This window comes from Maritimibacter dapengensis (genome assembly GCF_019218265.1).
Lineage (GTDB): Bacteria > Pseudomonadota > Alphaproteobacteria > Rhodobacterales > Rhodobacteraceae > Maritimibacter > Maritimibacter dapengensis.
Genome location: NZ_JAHUZE010000002.1, coordinates 889,447 through 908,972, shown reverse-complemented (window position 1 = coordinate 908,972; position 19,526 = coordinate 889,447). Strand labels below are relative to the sequence as shown.

23 protein-coding genes are annotated in these 19,526 nt (G+C 60.2%); 14 read left to right on the top strand and 9 right to left on the bottom strand.

Annotated elements, in window-relative coordinates; translation table 11 throughout:
- Positions 1-83: 83 nt before the first annotated feature.
- The 10 genes from KJP28_RS10845 (at position 84) to KJP28_RS10800 (ending at position 8,652) form a co-directional block, all read left to right on the top strand.
- Positions 84-1,139: a LacI family DNA-binding transcriptional regulator gene (locus KJP28_RS10845; protein ID WP_218392555.1), complete on the top strand. Its 1,056-nt coding sequence runs from the start codon at positions 84-86 to the stop codon at positions 1,137-1,139.
- A complete protein-coding gene (locus tag KJP28_RS10840) occupies positions 1,136-2,464 on the top strand; it encodes a GH1 family beta-glucosidase (RefSeq protein ID WP_218392554.1) in 1,329 nt (442 codons plus the stop codon). The genes KJP28_RS10845 and KJP28_RS10840 overlap by 4 nt, the downstream gene beginning before the upstream one ends.
- Positions 2,465-2,487: 23 nt before the next feature.
- Positions 2,488-3,477 (top strand): glucokinase, encoded by a 990-nt coding sequence (locus KJP28_RS10835; protein ID WP_218392553.1) that lies wholly within the window; start codon positions 2,488-2,490, stop codon positions 3,475-3,477.
- A gap of 43 nt (positions 3,478-3,520) precedes the next feature.
- Positions 3,521-3,859 carry an STAS domain-containing protein gene (locus tag KJP28_RS10830; protein WP_218392552.1) on the top strand — a complete coding sequence of 113 codons (339 nt, stop codon included), beginning with the start codon at positions 3,521-3,523 and terminating at the stop codon, positions 3,857-3,859.
- A complete protein-coding gene (locus KJP28_RS10825) occupies positions 3,856-4,224 on the top strand; it encodes a response regulator (RefSeq protein ID WP_218392551.1) in 369 nt (122 codons plus the stop codon). Before KJP28_RS10830 ends, KJP28_RS10825 begins: the two co-directional genes overlap by 4 nt.
- Before the next feature lie 4 nt (positions 4,225-4,228).
- Complete coding sequence (locus tag KJP28_RS10820; protein ID WP_218392550.1) at positions 4,229-6,520, top strand: chemotaxis protein CheA; 2,292 nt, start codon at positions 4,229-4,231, stop codon at positions 6,518-6,520.
- A 38-nt stretch (positions 6,521-6,558) separates the two neighbouring features.
- Positions 6,559-6,993, top strand: coding sequence for a chemotaxis protein CheW (locus KJP28_RS10815; protein ID WP_336245327.1), 435 nt, complete (start codon positions 6,559-6,561; stop codon positions 6,991-6,993).
- An 89-nt stretch (positions 6,994-7,082) separates the two neighbouring features.
- Entirely contained in the window at positions 7,083-7,883 is an 801-nt protein-coding gene (locus KJP28_RS10810; protein WP_336245335.1) for a CheR family methyltransferase, read from the top strand.
- Positions 7,883-8,269, top strand: coding sequence for a response regulator (locus tag KJP28_RS10805; protein ID WP_218392548.1), 387 nt, complete (start codon positions 7,883-7,885; stop codon positions 8,267-8,269). The genes KJP28_RS10810 and KJP28_RS10805 overlap by 1 nt, the downstream gene beginning before the upstream one ends.
- A gap of 5 nt (positions 8,270-8,274) precedes the next feature.
- Positions 8,275-8,652, top strand: a complete 378-nt coding sequence (locus KJP28_RS10800; RefSeq protein ID WP_218392547.1) for a hypothetical protein — start codon at positions 8,275-8,277, stop codon at positions 8,650-8,652.
- Positions 8,653-8,788: 136 nt separating this feature from the next.
- Here the strand turns inward: KJP28_RS10800 and KJP28_RS10795 are convergent, their stop codons facing one another.
- The 9 genes from KJP28_RS10795 to KJP28_RS10755 form a co-directional block, all read right to left on the bottom strand.
- On the bottom strand, positions 8,789-9,310 hold the full coding sequence (locus KJP28_RS10795) for a chemotaxis protein CheD (RefSeq protein ID WP_218392546.1): 522 nt from the start codon (positions 9,308-9,310) through the stop codon (positions 8,789-8,791).
- 19 nt (positions 9,311-9,329) lie between these two features.
- A complete protein-coding gene (gene cheB / locus KJP28_RS10790) occupies positions 9,330-10,385 on the bottom strand; it encodes a chemotaxis-specific protein-glutamate methyltransferase CheB (RefSeq protein WP_255552301.1) in 1,056 nt (351 codons plus the stop codon).
- Positions 10,382-12,985 carry a methyl-accepting chemotaxis protein gene (locus tag KJP28_RS10785; RefSeq protein WP_255552300.1) on the bottom strand — a complete coding sequence of 868 codons (2,604 nt, stop codon included), beginning with the start codon at positions 12,983-12,985 and terminating at the stop codon, positions 10,382-10,384. Before KJP28_RS10785 ends, cheB begins: the two co-directional genes overlap by 4 nt.
- A 39-nt stretch (positions 12,986-13,024) precedes the next feature.
- The gene (locus KJP28_RS10780; RefSeq protein WP_218392544.1) at positions 13,025-13,594 is read right to left on the bottom strand and encodes a hypothetical protein; all 570 of its coding nucleotides are present in this window, start codon (positions 13,592-13,594) and stop codon (positions 13,025-13,027) included.
- Between the two features lie 207 nt (positions 13,595-13,801).
- Entirely contained in the window at positions 13,802-14,296 is a 495-nt protein-coding gene (rpsI, locus tag KJP28_RS10775; RefSeq protein ID WP_218392543.1) for a 30S ribosomal protein S9, read from the bottom strand.
- A 2-nt stretch (positions 14,297-14,298) separates the two neighbouring features.
- Entirely contained in the window at positions 14,299-14,763 is a 465-nt protein-coding gene (gene rplM, locus KJP28_RS10770) for a 50S ribosomal protein L13 (RefSeq protein ID WP_218392542.1), read from the bottom strand.
- A 119-nt stretch (positions 14,764-14,882) separates the two neighbouring features.
- Positions 14,883-15,524 carry a hypothetical protein gene (locus KJP28_RS10765; protein WP_218392541.1) on the bottom strand — a complete coding sequence of 214 codons (642 nt, stop codon included), beginning with the start codon at positions 15,522-15,524 and terminating at the stop codon, positions 14,883-14,885.
- 214 nt (positions 15,525-15,738) lie between these two features.
- Positions 15,739-16,716 (bottom strand): SLAC1 anion channel family protein, encoded by a 978-nt coding sequence (locus KJP28_RS10760; RefSeq protein ID WP_218392540.1) that lies wholly within the window; start codon positions 16,714-16,716, stop codon positions 15,739-15,741.
- Positions 16,717-16,795: 79 nt separating this feature from the next.
- Entirely contained in the window at positions 16,796-17,218 is a 423-nt protein-coding gene (locus KJP28_RS10755; RefSeq protein WP_218392539.1) for a PaaI family thioesterase, read from the bottom strand.
- Positions 17,219-17,273: 55 nt separating this feature from the next.
- Between KJP28_RS10755 and KJP28_RS10750 the strand changes: the two genes are divergently transcribed.
- The 4 genes from KJP28_RS10750 (at position 17,274) to KJP28_RS10735 (ending at position 19,466) form a co-directional block, all read left to right on the top strand.
- Positions 17,274-18,059 (top strand): enoyl-CoA hydratase, encoded by a 786-nt coding sequence (locus KJP28_RS10750; RefSeq protein WP_218392538.1) that lies wholly within the window; start codon positions 17,274-17,276, stop codon positions 18,057-18,059.
- 146 nt (positions 18,060-18,205) lie between these two features.
- Complete coding sequence (gene cutA, locus KJP28_RS10745) at positions 18,206-18,520, top strand: divalent-cation tolerance protein CutA (RefSeq protein ID WP_218392537.1); 315 nt, start codon at positions 18,206-18,208, stop codon at positions 18,518-18,520.
- On the top strand, positions 18,517-18,849 hold the full coding sequence (locus tag KJP28_RS10740) for an SMR family transporter (RefSeq protein WP_418887927.1): 333 nt from the start codon (positions 18,517-18,519) through the stop codon (positions 18,847-18,849). The genes cutA and KJP28_RS10740 overlap by 4 nt, the downstream gene beginning before the upstream one ends.
- Positions 18,849-19,466 carry a YitT family protein gene (locus KJP28_RS10735; protein WP_218392535.1) on the top strand — a complete coding sequence of 206 codons (618 nt, stop codon included), beginning with the start codon at positions 18,849-18,851 and terminating at the stop codon, positions 19,464-19,466. The genes KJP28_RS10740 and KJP28_RS10735 overlap by 1 nt, the downstream gene beginning before the upstream one ends.
- Positions 19,467-19,526: the final 60 nt, after the last annotated feature.

Sequence of the window (19,526 nt, the reverse complement as noted above, 5' to 3'; positions counted from 1 at the left end):
TACAAAACGCGCCATACCTTTGACGGATCACCCCGCCCCGTCTACGGTCGGATCACTCCAAACCGGTTTGAAATGCGCAGAAAATGACCCTCAAGGAACTTGCCAAAGCCCTGAACCTGTCCCCCACGACAGTGAGCCGTGCGTTGAACGGCTTTCCCGAAGTGTCTGAAGCGACACGCAAAAAGGTTCAGGCCGCGGCAGACGCATATGGCTACCGCCCGAACATGCGGGCCCGTTCGTTGGCCACAGGCCGGGCGATGGCGATCGGGCATGTGATTCCCGTCTCTTCCGAGCACGAGATGATGAACCCGGTCTTCGCCGATTTCATCTCTGGCGCAGGGGAAGTTTATGCCAGCCACGGCTATGACATGCTGATTTCGATCGTTCCTGACGAAGACCAGGAACGCGCTTACGAGGAATTCCGGACGAAAGGCTCCGTTGACGGCATCATCGTGCACGCGCCACGCGCCGGAGATCAGCGCATTCATCTTCTGAAACAGGTGGGCATACCTTTCGTTGTCCACGGGCGCGCTTCCGACAGTGACGAGGCCTATTCATGGGTGGATATGAACAACCTCCGCGCTTTCCACCGTGCGACCAAATTCCTGATCGACCTCGGTCATCGCCGCTTCGCCCTCATCAACGGGCTGGAGGACATGGATTTCGCCATCCGCCGCCGCGCCGGTTTTGAGGCCGCACTTGAGGAACATGGCTTAAGTCCCGGTGATTGTTCTTACTTCTCCGGCGAGATGACAGAGCAATATGGCCACGACAGCACGCTTGAACTCTTGCGACTGGCAGAACCGCCGACCGCCATCCTGACGTCCTCCATGATCCCCGGCATCGGCATTCGTCGTGCGCTGCGCGAAGCCGGTCTGACTCTCGGGAAGGATGTCTCGGTCATCATCCATGACGACGACCTCTCCTATCTGCCCAATGGTCGGGAGGAACCGCAATTCACGGCCACCCGCGCCTCGGTGCGCGACGCTGGGAAGCGCGCCGCCGCAATGCTGATCGACCTGATCGAAAGCGGAAACCCCGCTCCCCGGACCGAGATGATGGAGGCCGAACTCATACTCGGGGCGTCCACCGGGCCGGCCCCGGCCCACAAGCCAATGAGACAGACGGAGCCCTCATGACCCTCAAATACCGCCGCGCGGATTTCCCCGACGATTTCCTCTTCGGGGTGTCCACATCCGCCTACCAGATCGAAGGCCACGCTTACGGCGGTGCCGGTTCGACCCATTGGGATACCTTCGCCGCCACGCCCGGCAACGTGGTAAACGCCGAAAACGGCGACATCGCCTGTGACCATTATCACCGCTGGTCTGAAGACCTCGACCTGATCGCGGACGGTGGCTTCGACGTCTACCGTTTCTCCGCGAGCTGGGCGCGGGTCATGCCCGATGGTCGCAGCGTGAACCCGGAGGGGCTCGACTTCTACGACAGGCTCGTGGAAGGGATGCTCGAGCGCGGCATCAAGCCCGCGCTCACGCTGTATCACTGGGAACTACCCTCGGCGCTCTCCGATCTCGGCGGCTGGCGAAACCGCGACATCGCTGGATGGTTCGCGGATTATGCCCAAGCGCTGATGGCCCGGATCGGGGATCGCCTCTGGTCCACCGCGACGATCAACGAATTCTGGTGCGTCAGCTGGCTCAGTCATTTTCTGGGCCACCACGCCCCCGGCTTGCGCGACATTCGTGCGGCATCGCGCGCGATCCATCACGTGCTTCTCGCGCATGGCACGGCGACGCAGGCGATGCGCGCGGCGGGACACGACAATCTCGGCGCGGTCTTCAACCTCGAACATAGCGAACCGGCTGACGCCAGCCCCGAGGCACGGGCCGCCGCAGACCGATACGACGCGATCTACAACGGAGCTTTCCTTGGCCCGGTCTTCAACCGCGCCTATCCAGAGCCGCTTCTGGACGGCATCGCGCCGCACCTGCCAGACGATTGGCAGGACGACATGGACACGATCGCAACGCCGGTCGACTGGGCCGGGATCAACTACTACACACGCAAGCTGATCGCCCCCGCGCCCGGCCCCTTCCCGTCTCTCGCCGAGGTCGAAGGACCATTGCCCAAGACCTACATGGGGTGGGAGATTTATCCCGACGGCCTCGGCCAGTTCCTGCGCCGTGTAGCGCGCGATCACACCGGGTCCCTGCCCCTCTACGTCACCGAAAATGGAATGGCTGCACCGGACGCCTTTCAGGATGGCCAGGTCGATGACGCAGACAGGATCGGCTATTTCAACGGTCACCTCGCCCAGGTCCGCGGTGCCATTGACGATGGCATCCCTGTCAAAGGCTATTTCGCGTGGTCACTGATGGACAATTACGAATGGGCCTTCGGCTACGACAAACGCTTTGGCATGGTCCACGTGGACTTCGACAGCCTTGAACGCACGCCCAAAGCGTCCTACCACGCCTTCAAGCACGCGCTTTCGCGCGATTGACGCCGCACCAATCACGGAAGCCGATGACCCACGCCGCCAACACTCTGTCGCTCGTAGCCGATATCGGAGGCACCAACACCCGGGTCGCGCTGGCCGAGGATGGCCGTTTGCTCCCTGATACGATCACACGATTTCGCAATGCGGAACATGAGGGTCTGGAAAGCGTGCTCGCGAGTTACCTTTCCGATCATGGCTCCCCCGGCTGCGCGGACGCCAGCGTCGCGCTTGCCGGACCCGTTCGCGATGGCATCGGCAAGATGACGAACCTCGATTGGACCATCGACCCCGACCGGGTCGCACGTGCCACCTCTGCCGAACGCGTCGCAATCCTGAACGACCTTCAGGCGCAGGGACACGCGCTCGGGTATATCGCGGAAGAGAAACTCACCTGTCTGAAAAGATGCGATACACCGAAGGACGGCGCGACGCGCCTCATGGTCGGCATAGGCACCGGGTTCAACATCGCACCAGTGCTGATTGAAACAGGTCAACGGATCGTGGCGCCGGCCGAAGCCGGACACATCACGTTGCCGACGCGCACCGATGAGGACGACGCGTTGTCCCGCCATCTTGAGGCCTTGCACGGGTTCCCGTCCGTCGAAGAAGCCCTGTCCGGTCGCGGCATCGCCGAAGTTGCGCGGTTTCACTCCGGGCGTTCGGGCGCGCCGCGGGACTGGACCTCCGCCGAAGTGATCGAAGGCGCCCAATCCGGTGATCCGGTGGCGCTTCGCGCGGTTCAACATGCGACCCGGCTCTTCGGCACCCTGGTCGGAGATCTCGCGCTCATTCACCTTTGTTTCGGTGGTGTGTTTATTATCGGAGGCATGGCCCGCGCGCTCGCCCCCTGGCTCAAGACGCCCGCCTTCGCCGAGGCGATGGAGGACAAGGGCCGCTTCGGAAACCTTGTGCGCGACATCGGCGTATTCCTGATCGAAGACGACTACGCCGCGCTTGTCGGCCAGGCCCGTTTCCTGTCGCAGGACAGAACAGCGCGAAAACTGCTTTCCCAGTAAGCCAATCTTAACGCCCCCTGCCGTATGCCCTTCGGTGAACCGAATGGAATACAGGGGATGTCAGGATGACCACGGCGCAATCGGTGCAGGTAGCGATGCCATGACGGCGACACTCGCGCTCACCCCGAAACTCGACCTGCGCGCAGCCGGGCCGCTGCGCGACGAGATCCTCGACCGTTCAGGAGCCGACCTCGTGCTGGACGCAAATGCCGTCAACTATGTCGGGGCTTTGGCACTTCAGGTCATCCGCGCGGCAGCGAAGAGCTGGGAGGCAGACGGCCATGTGCTGTCACTGACGAATGTTTCGACGGATGTGGCAGACCAGCTCGCGCTCCTTGGCTTCACACCCGAAACCGTGACCCGTTGGGAGCAGCCGCAATGACGATACAGGTACTTGCCGTGGATGACAGCCGCACCATGCGCGACATGGTAAGGCTCGCCCTGACGAGCGAAGGAATCCAAACGCATCTCGCCGAAGACGGCGTGCATGGTCTTGAAGTGCTCGATGAAATCTCCCCGCCGGACGCGATCATCACGGACATCAACATGCCGCGTATGGATGGATTCGGTTTCATCGACGCCGTGCGCACGCGTGAGGAGTTCCGTTCCATCCCCATCCTCGTGCTGACCACTGAAAGCGCCTCCGAAATGAAAGCAAGGGCGCGGGAGGCCGGTGCGACGGGGTGGATCGTTAAGCCCTTCGATCCGGCCAAGCTGGTCAAGGCCCTCAGAATGGTAGCGGGGTAAGCCCATGTCCGACCCTATGGCCGAAATCAAGGCATCCTTCTTCGTTGAATGCGAAGAACTTCTGGAATCGCTCCAGGACGGGCTTCAGGTGATCTACGATGAGTCGGATGACGAGGAGACGATCAACGTCGTCTTTCGGGCGGTTCACTCGATCAAGGGCGGTGCCGGGGCCTTCGGGCTCGATACGCTCGTGTCCTTCGCCCACAAATTCGAAACCACACTCGACGAGGTCCGCTCCGGCCGTCTCAAGGCCGAAGGCAATGTTCTCAAACTCTTCTTCACCTGTGGCGACATGCTGGGCGACCTCGTCCGCGAAGCCCGCGACGACGAAACACACGACGAGGCGCGCCTCGAACCGGTTGTCAACGACTTGGAAAAGCTGATCGGAACCGATGAAGTTACCGGCGAGCAAACGAATATCGAATTCGAAGTCACGGCCCTTTCGCTCGATCTTGATATTGGCACGCCCGAAGACGCGGGCCTGGGAAGCGATCCGGCCTGGCGGGTGTCCTTCACGCCGTCATCGCTTCTCTATGCCAATGGCAATGAGCCCCAGTTCCTGTTCCGCGCGCTTCGCGATCTCGGCGAAATCGAGGTTACGTGCGAGACGCCCGATCTGCCGCACCTTGCCGAGCTCGATCCGGAACATGGGCACATGTCCTGGGTCATCTCCCTGAAAACCAATGAAGCAAAAGATGCAATCCGCGAAGCATTCGAATTCGTCGAAGACCTTTGTCAACTCGACATTGCGCAATCACAAGACCAGCCACCGGGTCTCGGTAACTTGCCTCCGGCCGATCATTCGGGAACCGACGAGCCGATGGCCACAATGGGCGGCGATGCGGACCTTCCGGCACCACCCGACGAGATCACATCTGATACCGACGCGACCAGCGACGAAGTCCACCCTTCACCGGCATCGGGTTCAGACGTTCCAACTGCTGACGCTCGGCCCGATCCACAAGACTTGGAACCGGCATCAGCTCCGCCGCCCCCTATACCGAGCGACCCGAGTGCCCCTAACGCCCGACGCGGGCAGAACAATGCCACGCCGAAAGCCACGGTGCGCGTAGATCTCGACAGGATCGACCGCCTGGTGAACCTCGTCGGAGAAATCGTCATCAATCAGGCAATGCTCAGCCAGAGCGTCGAAGCCGTCGGCATTCCACCCAATTCACCCGTTCGCACCGGGTTGGAAGAATTCCAGCAGCTCACCCGCGACATTCAGGAAAGCGTCATGATGATCCGCGCCCAGCCGGTCAAATCGCTCTTCCAGCGCATGTCACGTATCGTGCGGGAATCTTCGGCTGATATCAAAAAAGACGTTCGGCTGCGCACCGAAGGCGAGAATACCGAGGTCGACAAGACCGTGATCGAACGGCTCGCCGACCCGCTCACGCATATGATCCGCAACGCCGTGGACCATGGGCTGGAAAGCAATGCAGAGCGCGAGACGCTCGGCAAGAGCCGAGAAGGCAACGTGTATCTCTCGGCCTTGCACCGCTCCGGGAGGGTCGTGATCGAAGTGCGCGACGATGGAGCAGGCATCAACCGCGAAAAGGTCCTCGCCAAGGCGATCGAAAAGGGTCTCATACCGCCCGAAAGCCAATTGTCGGACGGTGAGATCGACAACCTTCTTTTTCTTCCCGGGTTCTCCACGGCCGACGAAGTCTCGAACCTGTCGGGGCGCGGTGTCGGGATGGATGTCGTCAGAAGTTCGATCCAGGCGCTGGGTGGCCGGGTGTCCATCCACTCCGAACCCGGCGAGGGCACCACGTTTTCGATCTCGCTTCCGCTGACGCTTGCCGTACTGGACGGTATGGTCGTGCGAGTTGAAGACGAAACGCTCGTCATACCCCTGAACGCGATCTTCGAGACGCTGGCTGTTTCCAGCGATGACCTTCGCACGTTCGGACCTTCGACGCATGTCATCAACATTCGCGACACGTTCGTTCCGTTGATAGACCTCGGCACCGAACTTGGCTACCGAAGCCCTCTCGGCGATTACACAGGTGGCGTCGTTCTTCTGATCGGTCAGGAGGACGGCCTGTCGGCCGCCGTGATCGTCGACTCGATCGAGGATCAGCGCCAAGTCGTCATCAAGGGATTGCAGGACAGCTACGGGCGCGTCCCCGGTATTGCCGCCGCCACGATCCTCGGCGACGGCCAGATCGCACTCATATTGGACCCGGCAGACCTGATCGCTCAGGCCAGCGGACGGACGAAACCATACTCCGCCGTCGATCCCTGCAACCATCCCTCTGACGGCACAACACTGGAGGTGCGAGAATGGTGACCGCCCACACGTCTAACGACAAAACAAGAGATAGCAACGTGCACGAGTATCTCTCTTTCCTCGTCGGGGGTCAGGATTACTGCGTCGATATCATGCAGGTTCGAGAAATCCGTGGCGGCGCGAAGGCGACAACCCTTCCGCATTCCCCGGATTACATGCGTGGCGTGATAAACCTGCGCGGAACCGTTCTCCCGATCATGGATCTGGCGTCCCGCCTCGCACTGGATACCGAGACCGACGGCGACCGAAACGTGATCATCGTGGTCGCGATATCGGACCGGATCGTCGGGCTCATGGTGGATGCTGTGTCCGACATTCTGGCGATTGCCGAGGACGACCTCCAGCCGCCACCGGATCTGCCAGCCGACCAGCAACGCAACTTCGTAAGTGCTTTGACCATCATGGAAAACCGCATGATCAGGGTTCTGGACCTGACAGCCGTTCTTCCATCACAGGATGAGGAAGCCGCGTGACACATCCGACTGCGATCGAGCCGCCGGATCCCGTCGCACCCTCCGGTCCGGCGCAAGGTCCTTCTCTATCAAAAGCCGCATTCGAGCGTATCGCGCAGATCGCCCGGCGTGAGGCAGGTCTAGCGATCAATGACGGCAAGTCTGCGATGGTTCGAACCAGGCTTGCGCGCCGTTTGCGTGCCGTCGGGATCGACAACTTCGAGGGCTACTGCGATCTTATCGAAGCGCCGGGGAATTCGGAATTGGGGCATTTGATTTCTGCCCTGACGACGAACGTTTCACATTTTTTTCGTGAGTCGCATCACTTCGACTTCCTGCGCACCGAAGTGGTCCCGAGACTGAGAGATAATTCTAAGATGGGGCGCAAGAGCATGATCTGGTCAGCAGGTTGTGCAAATGGGCAGGAACCGTATTCGATCGCCATGGTCCTGCATGAAGCCGGGCTTCCGCCTTCAGATGTCAGAATTCTCGCCACCGACATCGACCCGGTGGTGGTGTCCACGGCACGCCGCGGTCGGTACCCGGAACATATGACCAGCGGCCTGACGAAAGAGCATCGTGCGCGGTTTCTGGACGCCAGCGAAGATGGCCAGTCCTGCATCTCCGCAGATCTTCGACCCTATATCCTGTTCAATACTCTGAACCTTCTCGATCCATGGCCGATGCAGAAGAAATTCGACGCTATTTTCTGCCGCAACGTGGTCATTTATTTTGACAAGCAAACGCAAAGCGCCCTCTGGCAGAGATACGGATCCATGCTTCACCCGAACGGTTGGCTATTCCTCGGACACAGCGAAAGGATCGACGCGGCTGCGGAAAACCTGTTCGAGAAGTCAGGTATTACGACCTACACGCGGCGCGGCGATCCGACCTCTCGAAAGGAAACCTGATGTCATTGCGGAACCAGCTCAGGATCATGGTCGTTGATGACATGTCGACCAGCCGCGGATTGATTACCCAGGCATTGGATGATTTCGGTATCCGTCAGGTTGAAAGTGCGACTGACGGGCACGCAGCGCTGAAGAAAATAGCGACCTGGCCTGTCCACCTCGTTATTTCCGACATGAACATGCCGGGAATGAACGGCCTCCAACTCCTCCATGCGCTCAGAAATGCGCCTGCAACACGCAAAGTCGGGTTTCTCCTTATCACCGGAAAGGTGGAACGGGACATCATCGAGATGGGTAAAAAGCTGGGAATGAACAATTTCATTCCCAAACCATTTCGACCGGATGACTTGCGCAATGCCGTCGAGGCAATTGTCGGACGGCTGTGATCTTCATGGATGGTGGTTTCAGCAACATGGATCAGGAAGAGACATTGCCTCTGTCCGATGCGATCGGGCGCCTGAGTATCGAGTTGGAGCGTGCGGCCTGCGACTGCGCCAAGCTTCAAGTCCTGACATCTACTTTGCTCGAGAAGTCGAACCACCCGGACCTGGCATCAGAATTCATGATGTTACAGGATCTTGATCGGCTCCATCAGACACTCGAGAATCTGAATGCTTACGCTCACCAATTGTCCGGCATTAAAGCGGACCAGACAGTAGGTCGAGCCCATTTGGAAGCGAGCATTCAACTCATGTCCCTGCGAGCCCGAATGTTTCCACGGGCCGATAACTCCAGTGATGACGGGTTGGACGGAACGACGTGGCTTTGACGCAACTTGGCACCCATGATTTGGATTGAATCTGTTCCCGCCCTGACCTCGATGTGACTACTGAGAACACCTTGCTGGTTTTTCGACCTCGCGCGCGCGATAGCGATTGGGGCCATCCGCGACTATTCTGCTCTCATCAGAACAATTCGACTCCATGCGCCGTCATGGTCTCTGTTGGAGCGAGCGGCACTTGCAGGGCTACCGATTTCACACGAGCGCGCCCAGTTCCAGGCCAGAACTCCAGTCTGCGCGCAGCATTTCCACCCGTGTCTCCACCGATGTAAGAGATGGATTCCCGTCGAAGAAAGTCCTTCACGAAGTCGACGTTGCGCGGGCCTGCGTTGGACAAGCCGTCAATCATGCGTGCCCCGCCGAAGACTTTCGCCTTTAATGTCGATCGGTCTGCGCCAAGTCGCAGCAATCCATTGATCAAGAGTTCCATTGAATTGACTCCATGTCCGTAGGCTTGATCGGAACCCGATGTGTCGTCAGTGAACAACACATGGTTCATCCCACCGATCCCGCGTGCCGCGTCCCAAATGCACGCCGACACGCAAGAACCAAGAAGCGTTGCGATTACGGCATCTTGACCGCCGTCGATTGCAAATTCGCCCTGTGAAATATAGGACTTTCCCACCTTGAGTTTGCTTATGCTCATATATGGAACTCCGCTGTTCTTACGGTTGCGCCAGAGATGCGGCTTGCAACAACCGACCGGACATCTGTGGGAGACCAACCAGATCTTCCAATGCTCCAAGTTGCCAAGCTGCGCGCGGCATACCGAAGACCACACAAGAATCCTCGTCTTGTCCGAAACAGATCGCGCCCGCCTTTTTCAGATTAAGCATCCCTTCCGCGCCATCTCGGCCCATACCGGTCAGGAGGGCAGCAATGACGCGGCTCCCAAAAGGAACTGCGGACTGGAACATTCGATCTACGGAAGGTCGGTGCCCGGAACACTTCGGCCCTGCCGAGAGTTTCGCGCGAAATTCTTCTTCGGACAATTCCAGGTGGAACGCGCCACCGGGGGCGAACAGGATCTGACCCTTGCTCGGCTTGTCGCCTTCTGAGGCAAGCCGCACTTCTGGCGCGACGATTCCATCAAGCCGTCGCGTGAAACTTGACAAAAACTGTTCCGGCATATGTTGCGTCACATAGGTTGGCGGGCAATCCGCAGGAAACTCTTTGAAAAGGTATTCGAGCGCCTCGACGCCTCCCGTGGAGGCCCCGATCAGAATGAATTTGCCGTTCCACTCCGCGAAGTGCTGCGGCGCCAAGTGCTCGCCCCGGCTAGACGGGGGAAACCTGAGATTTGTCTTTTTGCCCGCCACGGAAACAAGGAGGTCGGCAAGGCGCGCGAATGTTCGTTCTGCTTCTCCGAACCTTGGTTTTTCGATACAATCGATGGCACCAAGGCTCATGGCCTGGATTGCAGCCTCGCTGCCCTCCGGCGTAAAGGACGATATCATCACGACCGGTTTCGGACGCGCCGCCATTAACCTTTTCAGGAACTCCAACCCATTCATTCCTGGCATTTCTACATCCAGGGTCACAGCATCGATTTCGACCGATTGGATGCATTTCCGTGCCTCCACTGCCGTGCCCGCTTCGGCGACGACTGTAAGCCTGGGATCGGCTTCCAAACCGGCGCGGATGAGCTTTCTCATCGTTGGTGAATCGTCAACGATAAGGACCCGCGTCTTTCGTGGAATTCCTGTCGCAACTGTGTTCAAAATTCATCCCATCCGTCGTCGTCCGAGACGGAAGCCTCAATCACGGCACCACCGGATACGGCACGAAGTGCAGACGGTTCCTGGACCACTTGGCCTTGCGACGGGTCAGACCGTGTTGCAGCCTCTGACCTGACGAGAGCCGATGCGTCTTGGGAACCCTCTCCGACCTTGAAACGGGCCATCGTGATGGCCAGGCTCTCGGCCTCGCGTGTGAGAGCGTGGCTTGCGGCCGTGGTTTCCTCGAACATCGCTGCGTTCTGCTGTGTGACCTGGTCGAGCTGGTTCACGGCTGCGTTGATCTCACCGAGCCCCGAACTCTGCTCCCGGGCGCTTTCCGCGATCTCCGCGACATTGCGCGATATCTCGGTGACCGCGTCGACGATACCCTTGAGCGCCGTGCCGGTTTGCCCGACGAGCTCGACCCCTCGTTTCACCTGACCGCCGGACGCCGCGATCAGTTCGTTGATCTCTCGCGCCGCATCCGAGGACCGCTGGGCCAGCGCCCGCACTTCCGAGGCCACAACCGCGAAACCGCGCCCCGCCTCGCCGGCCCGCGCCGCCTCGACCCCGGCATTGAGCGCCAGCAGGTTCGTCTGGAACGCGATGTCGTCGATCACGCCGGTGATCTTCGAGATCTGGGTCGAGCTCGCCTCGATCTCGCCCATCGCCTCGACCGCTTCGCGCACGACCTTGCCCGAGGCCTCGGCATCGGTGCGCGCATTCTCGACGATCTCGCGGGCATGGGCCGCACCATCTGCGGCAGAACTGACCGACGAGGTCAGCTGATCCAGCGCCGATGCGGTTTCCTCCAACGTCGCGGCCTGTTTCTCGGTGCGGGCCGAAAGATCGTCCGCGGCGTTGGAAATCTCGGACGCTTCCCCGGTGATCAGTTCGGCGTTCTCGATCACCCCGCGCATGGCATCCAGCAACTTGTCCGCAGCCAGGTTGAAATCCGCACGAAGCTGCTCGTAATCCTCGGAAAACGCCTCTTCGATCCGCATCGTCAGATTGCCTTCCGCAAGGCTCTCCAAACCACGGCGCAATCCTTCGACGACCAGGTCCTGCGCCTGTTTCTGCGCGGTCTTCTGGGCTTCGACCCGCGCGAATTCGCGTTCGACGTCCGTGACGTCCGCGCCGATCAGAATAATCCGCAGAAGACGCCCCGCGGTATCGAGGACGGGCGTGAACCCACCGTCTACGATCACATGGTCTCCAAACTTCGTTCGCAGTTTGAATTGCCCATAGACCGTTTGGCCGCCTCGAAGCTGGTCAAAAACACTGCCACGTTCGGCTTCAAGCGTCTGATCAAAGTCGAAGAGATCTCCACCCCCTTTGCTGCCGATCTCATCCATTGTGCATCCTGTTGCATCGAGGAAATGCCTGTTGGCAACGAGCAATGCGCCGTCGATCGAAAATTCCGCTTTCAACTGGTTGTTTTCGATCGCGGCTAGAAGGGCCTCGTTCATGTATTCCTTGGTCTTGTCTTCCCACTCGACGACATAGCCTGCGAGGGCACCGCTTTCGTCCCGGACTTCGTTGATGCTGAGTTTGAAACGGCCCTCGCCGACCGAGATATGTGCGGTATAAGGAAGTCGCTTGGGATCCGTTAGGATATCGCGCACATGTTGCGCCATGGGCCCCGGGTGAAATTTATCCAACGAAGACCCTACGATAGCGTCCGGTCGGAAGTCCCCGGAAACTTTCGAGAAGTCACCCTTGTAGCGCTCCAGGATTTCCATGACCGATCCGTTCGCCGTCGTGATGTTCAGATCCTTGTCGGCGAGCATGATGGCTGCGGTGGAATGGTCGAACGCGATACCGCGGAACTGGTTTTCAAGGGCCACCTTCGCACCATCGCGCAGTCGGTCGCGCAGAGCACGGAGCGATTTTCCGATGTCGCCCAGCTCGTCTCCTCTCAGGGCGACCCCGATCTCGAAGTCATAATCATGACTCGCGACACGGTCGATTTCCCGAGCCGTTTGCACCATGGGGCGCGTCACCCAGATGCGAAGAAGCAGCGTCATGAAGACGACGCCGACCATCACGGCCCCTCCGACGGCCGCGACGACCCGCCACTGGGCCTGCATGGCATTCGCAATCACGTGTTCGGTCGTCCACGCCGTCACCACAGCCCCGACCGGAGCGTCTTTGCCGAGGTATCGCACCGGGACCCCAACAGTCAGCCCGTCGTTCGCGAGAACCGTGGCGCCTGTTGCCACGGCTTCCCGACCAATGCGGGCGAGGTCGACTTCGAGGCCGGGGGTCGACCCCGCACTGACGACCACAGCCCCGTCGGCATCGACCGCAAGCCCCTGCAGTGTTTCCGCCTTCTCATGTCCCGTTAATTGCATGAGCTGGCTCTCGATCACGTCGGCGTCACCGAACGCGACGGCACCTGCCAGCGTTTCCGCCGTCATGACTGTGATTTCGCCGGCGGAATGGCGCAAGGCATCTGTCAGTTGCGAGATCGTCGCGCGCGTGTACATGAACGACGCCATGGCCGTCAGTGCAGCCCCCATGACGAACACGATTGCGGCCATTTTCAGGAAAAGCGAGTTCAGGCGGAACGCGGCTTTGGGCTCGGACGATGCCTTAGTCATTTCAGTACCTTCGATAGGGGATGTGTGGTTCAGTATGGATTACTGGAGCGCAGCGGCGTTAATGCCCACGGTCATGGCGCCGATCACCTCGCCCGTGTCAGGATCGGCAATCGCGAATGACGCCTGTGCCTGGTATGTCTGCGTGCTTTCGTCTTTCTCGATATCCGAGAAATGTCGCGCGTCCGGCCCCACTCCGAAGGTTTCCGTGAACTTCGCCTCATCCCCCTGCCAATAGTCCGAGGTCGTTGCCGAAGCGCCGACATTCAGCCCATGAGCATCCATGACGAAGGCTTCCGTCACCGCACCTTTGAGCCCGGCAACCTGCGCCCGCAGATAGTCCGAGAGCGTGTTGTCCAGCACGGAGGAAATCGTCGGGGTTGCGGTGGTTCCGACCTCGTCCCGCCATGTCGCGTCCATCGAGTCGATGTCGTCCTGCGTCAAAGCCTCATGCGCGGTATTCTGTGCGCGGATCGCCTCGATCACTGTCGGGTCCATCGCCCAAGACATGACGTATTGATCGACGAAATCGCCAAGCGCGGCGGATGCGTCAATTGCGGCAGCGGGACTTGCGAGCGAGAGCGCAAGAGCGGATGCGATGAGGGTCTTCATGGCAATCTCCTTTGAACCATGCGCCGGTCAATTGACGCATTCCTTGGATGAGAATTGCCGTGGACGCTAACCCCGTTCCCTTTCCGCACCGTTAATGCAGGCGCGTCCCGCAAACCTAAAATTGTCGCGACTGCGCCGTCCAACCTTTGCGGCAACGAAAAAGGCCGCTCCGAAGAGCGGCCTTTCCAATGCAGTGCGTGATGCAGATCAACGCTTGGAGAACTGGAAGCTCCGGCGCGCCTTGCGCCGACCGTATTTCTTCCGTTCCACCACGCGGCTGTCGCGGGTCAGGAACCCGGCTGCCTTGAGCGCCGGACGCAGCGACGGTTCGTAAAGCTGCAGCGCCTTGGAGATACCGTGCTTCACGGCACCCGCCTGACCCGACAGCCCACCGCCGGTGACGGTCGCCATAACGTCGAATTCACCTTCGACACCAGCGACGGTGAAAGGCTGGCGCAGGATCATCTGCAGAACCGGACGTGCGAAATACGCGTCCATTTCCTTGCCGTTGACCGTGACCTTGCCGGAGCCCGGCTTGATCCACACGCGAGCAACTGCGTCTTTACGCTTGCCGGTGGCATAGGCGCGGCCCAGTTCGTCGCGAACCGGCTCACGATTGATGGTTTCTTCGGCGGCCGGCGCTTCGCCCGTGCCTTCGACAACCGCGTTCAGCTCATCGAGCGATTTCACTTCTTCAGCCATGATCAGCCCTCACGCGTGTTTTTCTTGTTCATGGATTTGACGTCCAGCACTTCGGGTTTCTGCGCGTCGTGGCCATGCTCGGCCCCGGCGTAAACGCGAAGGTTGGTCATCTGCTTACGGCTCAGCCGGTTGCCCGGAAGCATCCGCTTGACGGCCTGCATGACGATGCGCTCGGGGTGCTCGCCCTCGAGGATCTGGCCAGCGGTACGCGACTTGATGCCGCCCGGATAGCCGGTATGCCAGTAATGCACTTTGTCGGTGCGCTTCTTGCCGGTCATCTGCACCTTGTCGGCGTTGATGACGATGACGTTGTCACCGCAATCCATGTTCGGAGTGAACGATGGCTTGTGCTTGCCACGCAGACGCATGGCGACGATCGAAGCAAGACGGCCCAGCACCACGCCTTCGGCGTCGATGATGATCCATTTCTTGTCGATATCTGCAGGGGTCGCAGAAAAGGTTTTCATGGTTGTCGGCCCTTGATGGGTTTCGGATGGCGTGTTTCTAGTGATTTTTCCGACCCGGTCAAGAGCATTGATATCGCGAAAATGCAACGATTTCAGTGGTTTGTATTTTCGGTATTATTTTACCCCACGCCCTGCCCACCGGAATACCGCAACATTTCGCGGGCGGCCACCGATTGCCGGAGCCTGAGGTGGAACCGTTCAAGACGATCTCGCTGTTCGTCTTCGCGCTGTTCGATCATGAGAGAACCGTAATCGTCCTCGAGGTCCAGGCTCTTTTTCTGCCAGGCTCGGATGGCCAGCGCATGTTCGGCGCGCCCGACCCCCTTGTTCGCGTTCTTCCGGAAATGTTGCAGCAGGGCCCGTTCATCGGCGAGGTCGAGCACTTCGCCCACGATCACCTGCCGCGCAAGGATCGCGAACCGCTCCAGCACCGAACCGTCGAGTTCAGGTTCGTAGAAGTCCAACGGCCCGATGGCGGGCGGCGGCGTCACCTGGCGCGACCGAGTGATCGAAAACCGGGTCCAGGGGCGAAAACCCTCGCCCTTGCCATGAGCGACCAGCACTTCGACCGGTTCCCAGAGCACCTGTGCCGATGGAAGGACGCGAACACGGCGCCCCTTCACCTGAACCTGCATGGATATCCCGCCCCACATCTCGTCGTTCATCTGCCAGACGGCAAGATTGCGCCGCTGCCGGGTCATCCCCTGCGCGACGAGGTGGCCGGTGCAGGCCTCCAGGACGGCTTTCGTATGTTCTTTCATGGACTTGCGCGTTTGTTCCAACCGTGACCATCCTATCCGCGAATGAGTTGGGACGCGTGGAAAAACTGTGTTTTCAGCCTATTTTGATCAGGTTTGTCGACCATGCGCGGACAATGGGGTGATCGTGCCTCGGCCATCCCCGAATTGAAAACGATGGTCGGCGGGTCGTCTGCCGTTTCGGAGATCGCAGGACCGATTCTCATCGGCGATCGAACTAGTCCGGCCGGCAGATTTCTCCAGCCCCGATCGCTTTGGCAGTCCGCAGGATCAACCCGAAGACCACCACGAGCAACAGGACCAGTGCGCTCACGCCAACCGTTTGATGAAACTGCGTTCCTTCGACCCGCGCAAACAGGAACGACGCGATGGAGAGCGCGGCGAGCGGGAACGATAACGCCCACCAGCTGAGCGCGAACGGCAGACGCGCAAGTTTGGGCACTTGAGCAATGACCAGGGCTGCGAACAGGTAAGCGATGTAGATCAGCACACGTGCGAAGCCGTCCACCACCCCATTCATCCCGACATAGGCCACGAAGGCCACCGACGGCGGCGCTATGAGGATCACCATCGTCGGAAACAACCGCGCGGGGATCGGATCGTGAAACACCAGCCGGTTCATGACCAGCGTCAGCAGCACACCCCAGAACATCATGCCGACGGAAAAGAACAGCCACGATGTCTCGATATATCCCATACGTGCGCCTGCGACGGGAACGATCACGTTGCCGACGGCGGGAATGAACCATGCGGGGGTCAGATGCCCCACTTCGAAGGACCGGTGGCTGATCCAGCCCGTCACGACCGAAACGGTCAGAACGCCCTGCCCGACCACGCCGACAAGCCAGAAGATTTCCGCGGTCTGCGGAAACTGACTGTGCATGGCCGTGCCCAGCAGCAGAAGCGAGATCGTGATGGTCGGAAAGAAAGCGAGCTTTACGGGATGGTGCCACTCCTCGATCACGGCGCGCGGATAACGCAGGATCTTGGCAAAAAAGACGGCCGTAATCGCCGCCATGACCATTGATGCAAACCAGAAGGCACCGATCGCCGCCGTCTCGGCCCAACCGATGACGAAGCGCGCAGCGTGAAGGGCGAGCGTCAGCCCCCAAAGTCCCATCGCCACCGCGAAGAACGTGACGGGAAAATGTTCCAGCCTGTTATGGGGCACCGCCCCTTCCATGACATCGCTCATGTCGACCCCTTCTCGCTATCCCTGCTCCGACACTGGCTGTCCACCCGCCGGGAGGTCAAGCGAAACGCATTGCCGCGGATCAGCGCTCGGGCGGGATTGAATAGGTCATCGCGGCGCGCGCTACGGGCCGATCGTCCCCTTCCGAGAAAATCAGCACGTCTCCGACTGCCAGCACCTTGCCGAGCTTGAGGATGCGGGTCTCGGAACGCAAGTTCGCGCCCGCAATGGGTTTTCGCATGAAATCCATCGAACAATTCGTGGTGACGGCCAATGCCTTCGGCCCGATCATGGCGAGGGTCGCAAGATAGACCGACACATCCGCCAGCGCGAACATCGTCGGCCCCGAGACCGTTCCACCGGGGCGCAGGTGCTTGTCACCGATGTTGGCCCGGATCGTCGCATGCATGGGCGAAACATCCATCACCTCGAACTCGTTGGCCACCTGCGGAAACTGCGCATCAAGAAACGCGTTCAGATCATCCAATGTCATTGCGAGCTGCATCTTTCACCTCCCTCTTTTGCGTCCTATGGTTCACCGAGACTTGAGGGAGGACAAGATGTCGGAGCTTCTGATCCGTGAGGACGCCGCGTCAATTTCGACGCTGACCCTGAACAATCCGGGCGCGCTGAACGCGCTGTCGGACGACATGCTGGCCGCATTGAAATCCACGTTTTTGGACCTGATGGAGGACGACACCGTGAAGGCCGTGGTCCTCAAAGGCGCAGGCAAGGCGTTTTGCGCAGGGCACGACCTCAAGGAAATGCAGGCCGGACGTCAGTCCGAGGATGGCGGCTCCGCCTATTTTGGCGATCTTTTCTCTCGCTGCGGCGAGGTCATGCAGATGATCCCGCACCTGCCGATGCCGGTCATCGCGCAGGTCCACGGCATCGCCACCGCCGCCGGATGTCAGCTCGTCGCGTCCTGCGACATGGCCGTCGCCGCCGAAGGCACGCGTTTCGGGGTGAACGGCGTGAACATCGGCCTGTTCTGCTCGACGCCGATGGTGGCGCTCAGCCGCAACGTCCCGCGCAAGCAGGCATTCGAACTGCTGACCACCGGGGAGTTCGTCGATGCCAGCCGCGCCCGCGAACTGGGGCTGGTCAACCGCGTCGTCGCGCCGGACGCGCTCAACACCGAGACCCGCGATCTCGCCGAAACCGTGGCCGCCAAGCTGTCGAGCGCCGTGCGCATCGGCAAGCGGGCGTTCTACGAGCAGATACAGATGCCCCTCGACGCCGCCTATGAGTACACTGGTCAGGTCATGGCAACCAACATGATGGACACGAACACCGCAGAAGGCATCCAGGCGTTCATCGAAAAGCGGAAACCCGATTGGTCCTGACCCCGCCATCGCGAAAACGCACAACGATCAGGCTTCGCCGAAAACCCGGCTGCCTGTCGCGGCCCTGAATTATTCCCCGCTTTCCTTCCTTCGACCCGCTTCGTAGCCTTGCCGAGGAAACAGGTCACCGCGCGAAGGACAGGCCCATGCCAGCAATCGAAGTGCAGATCACTTACCCGAGCGACGCCGAGGCCCGACAGGCAGCCTCCCGTCTTGTCGAAGGCAGGCTTGCCGCCTGTGGGCAGGTGGCGCAGATCGCCTCGGTCTACCGCTGGCAGGACAGGATCGAAACCGAAGGAGAGTTCCTCCTGACCCTCAAGACGCTCGACACCTGCCTGCCCGGCATCGAGCGTCATGTCCGCGAAAACCATCCCTACGACGTGCCCCAGATCACGGCGCTTCCAATCGTCGGCGGTGCTCAGGATTACCTCGACTGGATCGCAGACGAGGTCGCGACCTGATGCCTTATCTCATCCTTTTTCTCGCTGTCCTCGCCGAGACCATCGGCACCACCGCTTTGCAGGCCAGCCAACAGTTCACCCGGCTTGTGCCAAGCGTGATCGTCGTGGTGGCCTATTCCGTCTCTTTCCTGCTTCTCGGATGGGCGCTCAAATTCCTGCCCGTCGGGATAGCTTACGCAATCTGGTCCGGGCTCGGCATCGTCCTCATCGCGATCATCGGGTTCCTCGTGTTCTCGCAACGGCTCGACCTTCCGGCCGTTCTTGGCATGGCGATGATCCTCGGTGGCATCCTCGTGATCCACCTGTTCTCCAACACAGCCACGCACTGATGCTCATCCTCTCGGCCCCGCCCGACCGTCATTCCCTCGTCGAAGACGCTGTCGCCTTCATCATCGCCGCGACCCTCGTCGCGCTTGGCATCGTGTTTCTCCAAACCGCAGGGCTCTTCACCGGGCAGATCGCAGGCGCAGCACTGATCGTCTCCTACCTCGGCGGCTGGCCCTTCGGCCTCGCTTTCTTTCTCTTGAACCTGCCCTTCTACATCTTCGCGATCCTGCGCATGGGCTGGACCTTCACGATCAAGAGCTTCCTCGCGGTCGCCATGATGTCCACCATGACCGAATACCTCGGTGCGGCGCTGACTATTGACCTCCCCCACCCGGCGTTGGCCGCGCTGATCGGCGCCGTCTGTGCCGGCCTCGGGCTGCTGTCCTTCTTTCGCCACGGCGCCTCACTTGGCGGGATCGGGATGCTCGCACTCTACCTTCAAGATGCCCACGACATCCGAGCAGGCATCACCCAACTCGCTTTCGACGCCTGCGTTTTCGCCGTCGCCTTCTTCCTCTTTGCGTTTGAAACCGTCCTCTGGTCGCTCGCAGGCGCCGCGTTTCTCAACATCATCATCGCGCTCAATCACCGCCGTGACCGCTATATCGCCCGGTCCTGACGTCACGTGGCGTTTGACGCGGGCGGCGGGCTGCGCTTCCCTTGGATCAAGGGAGGAACG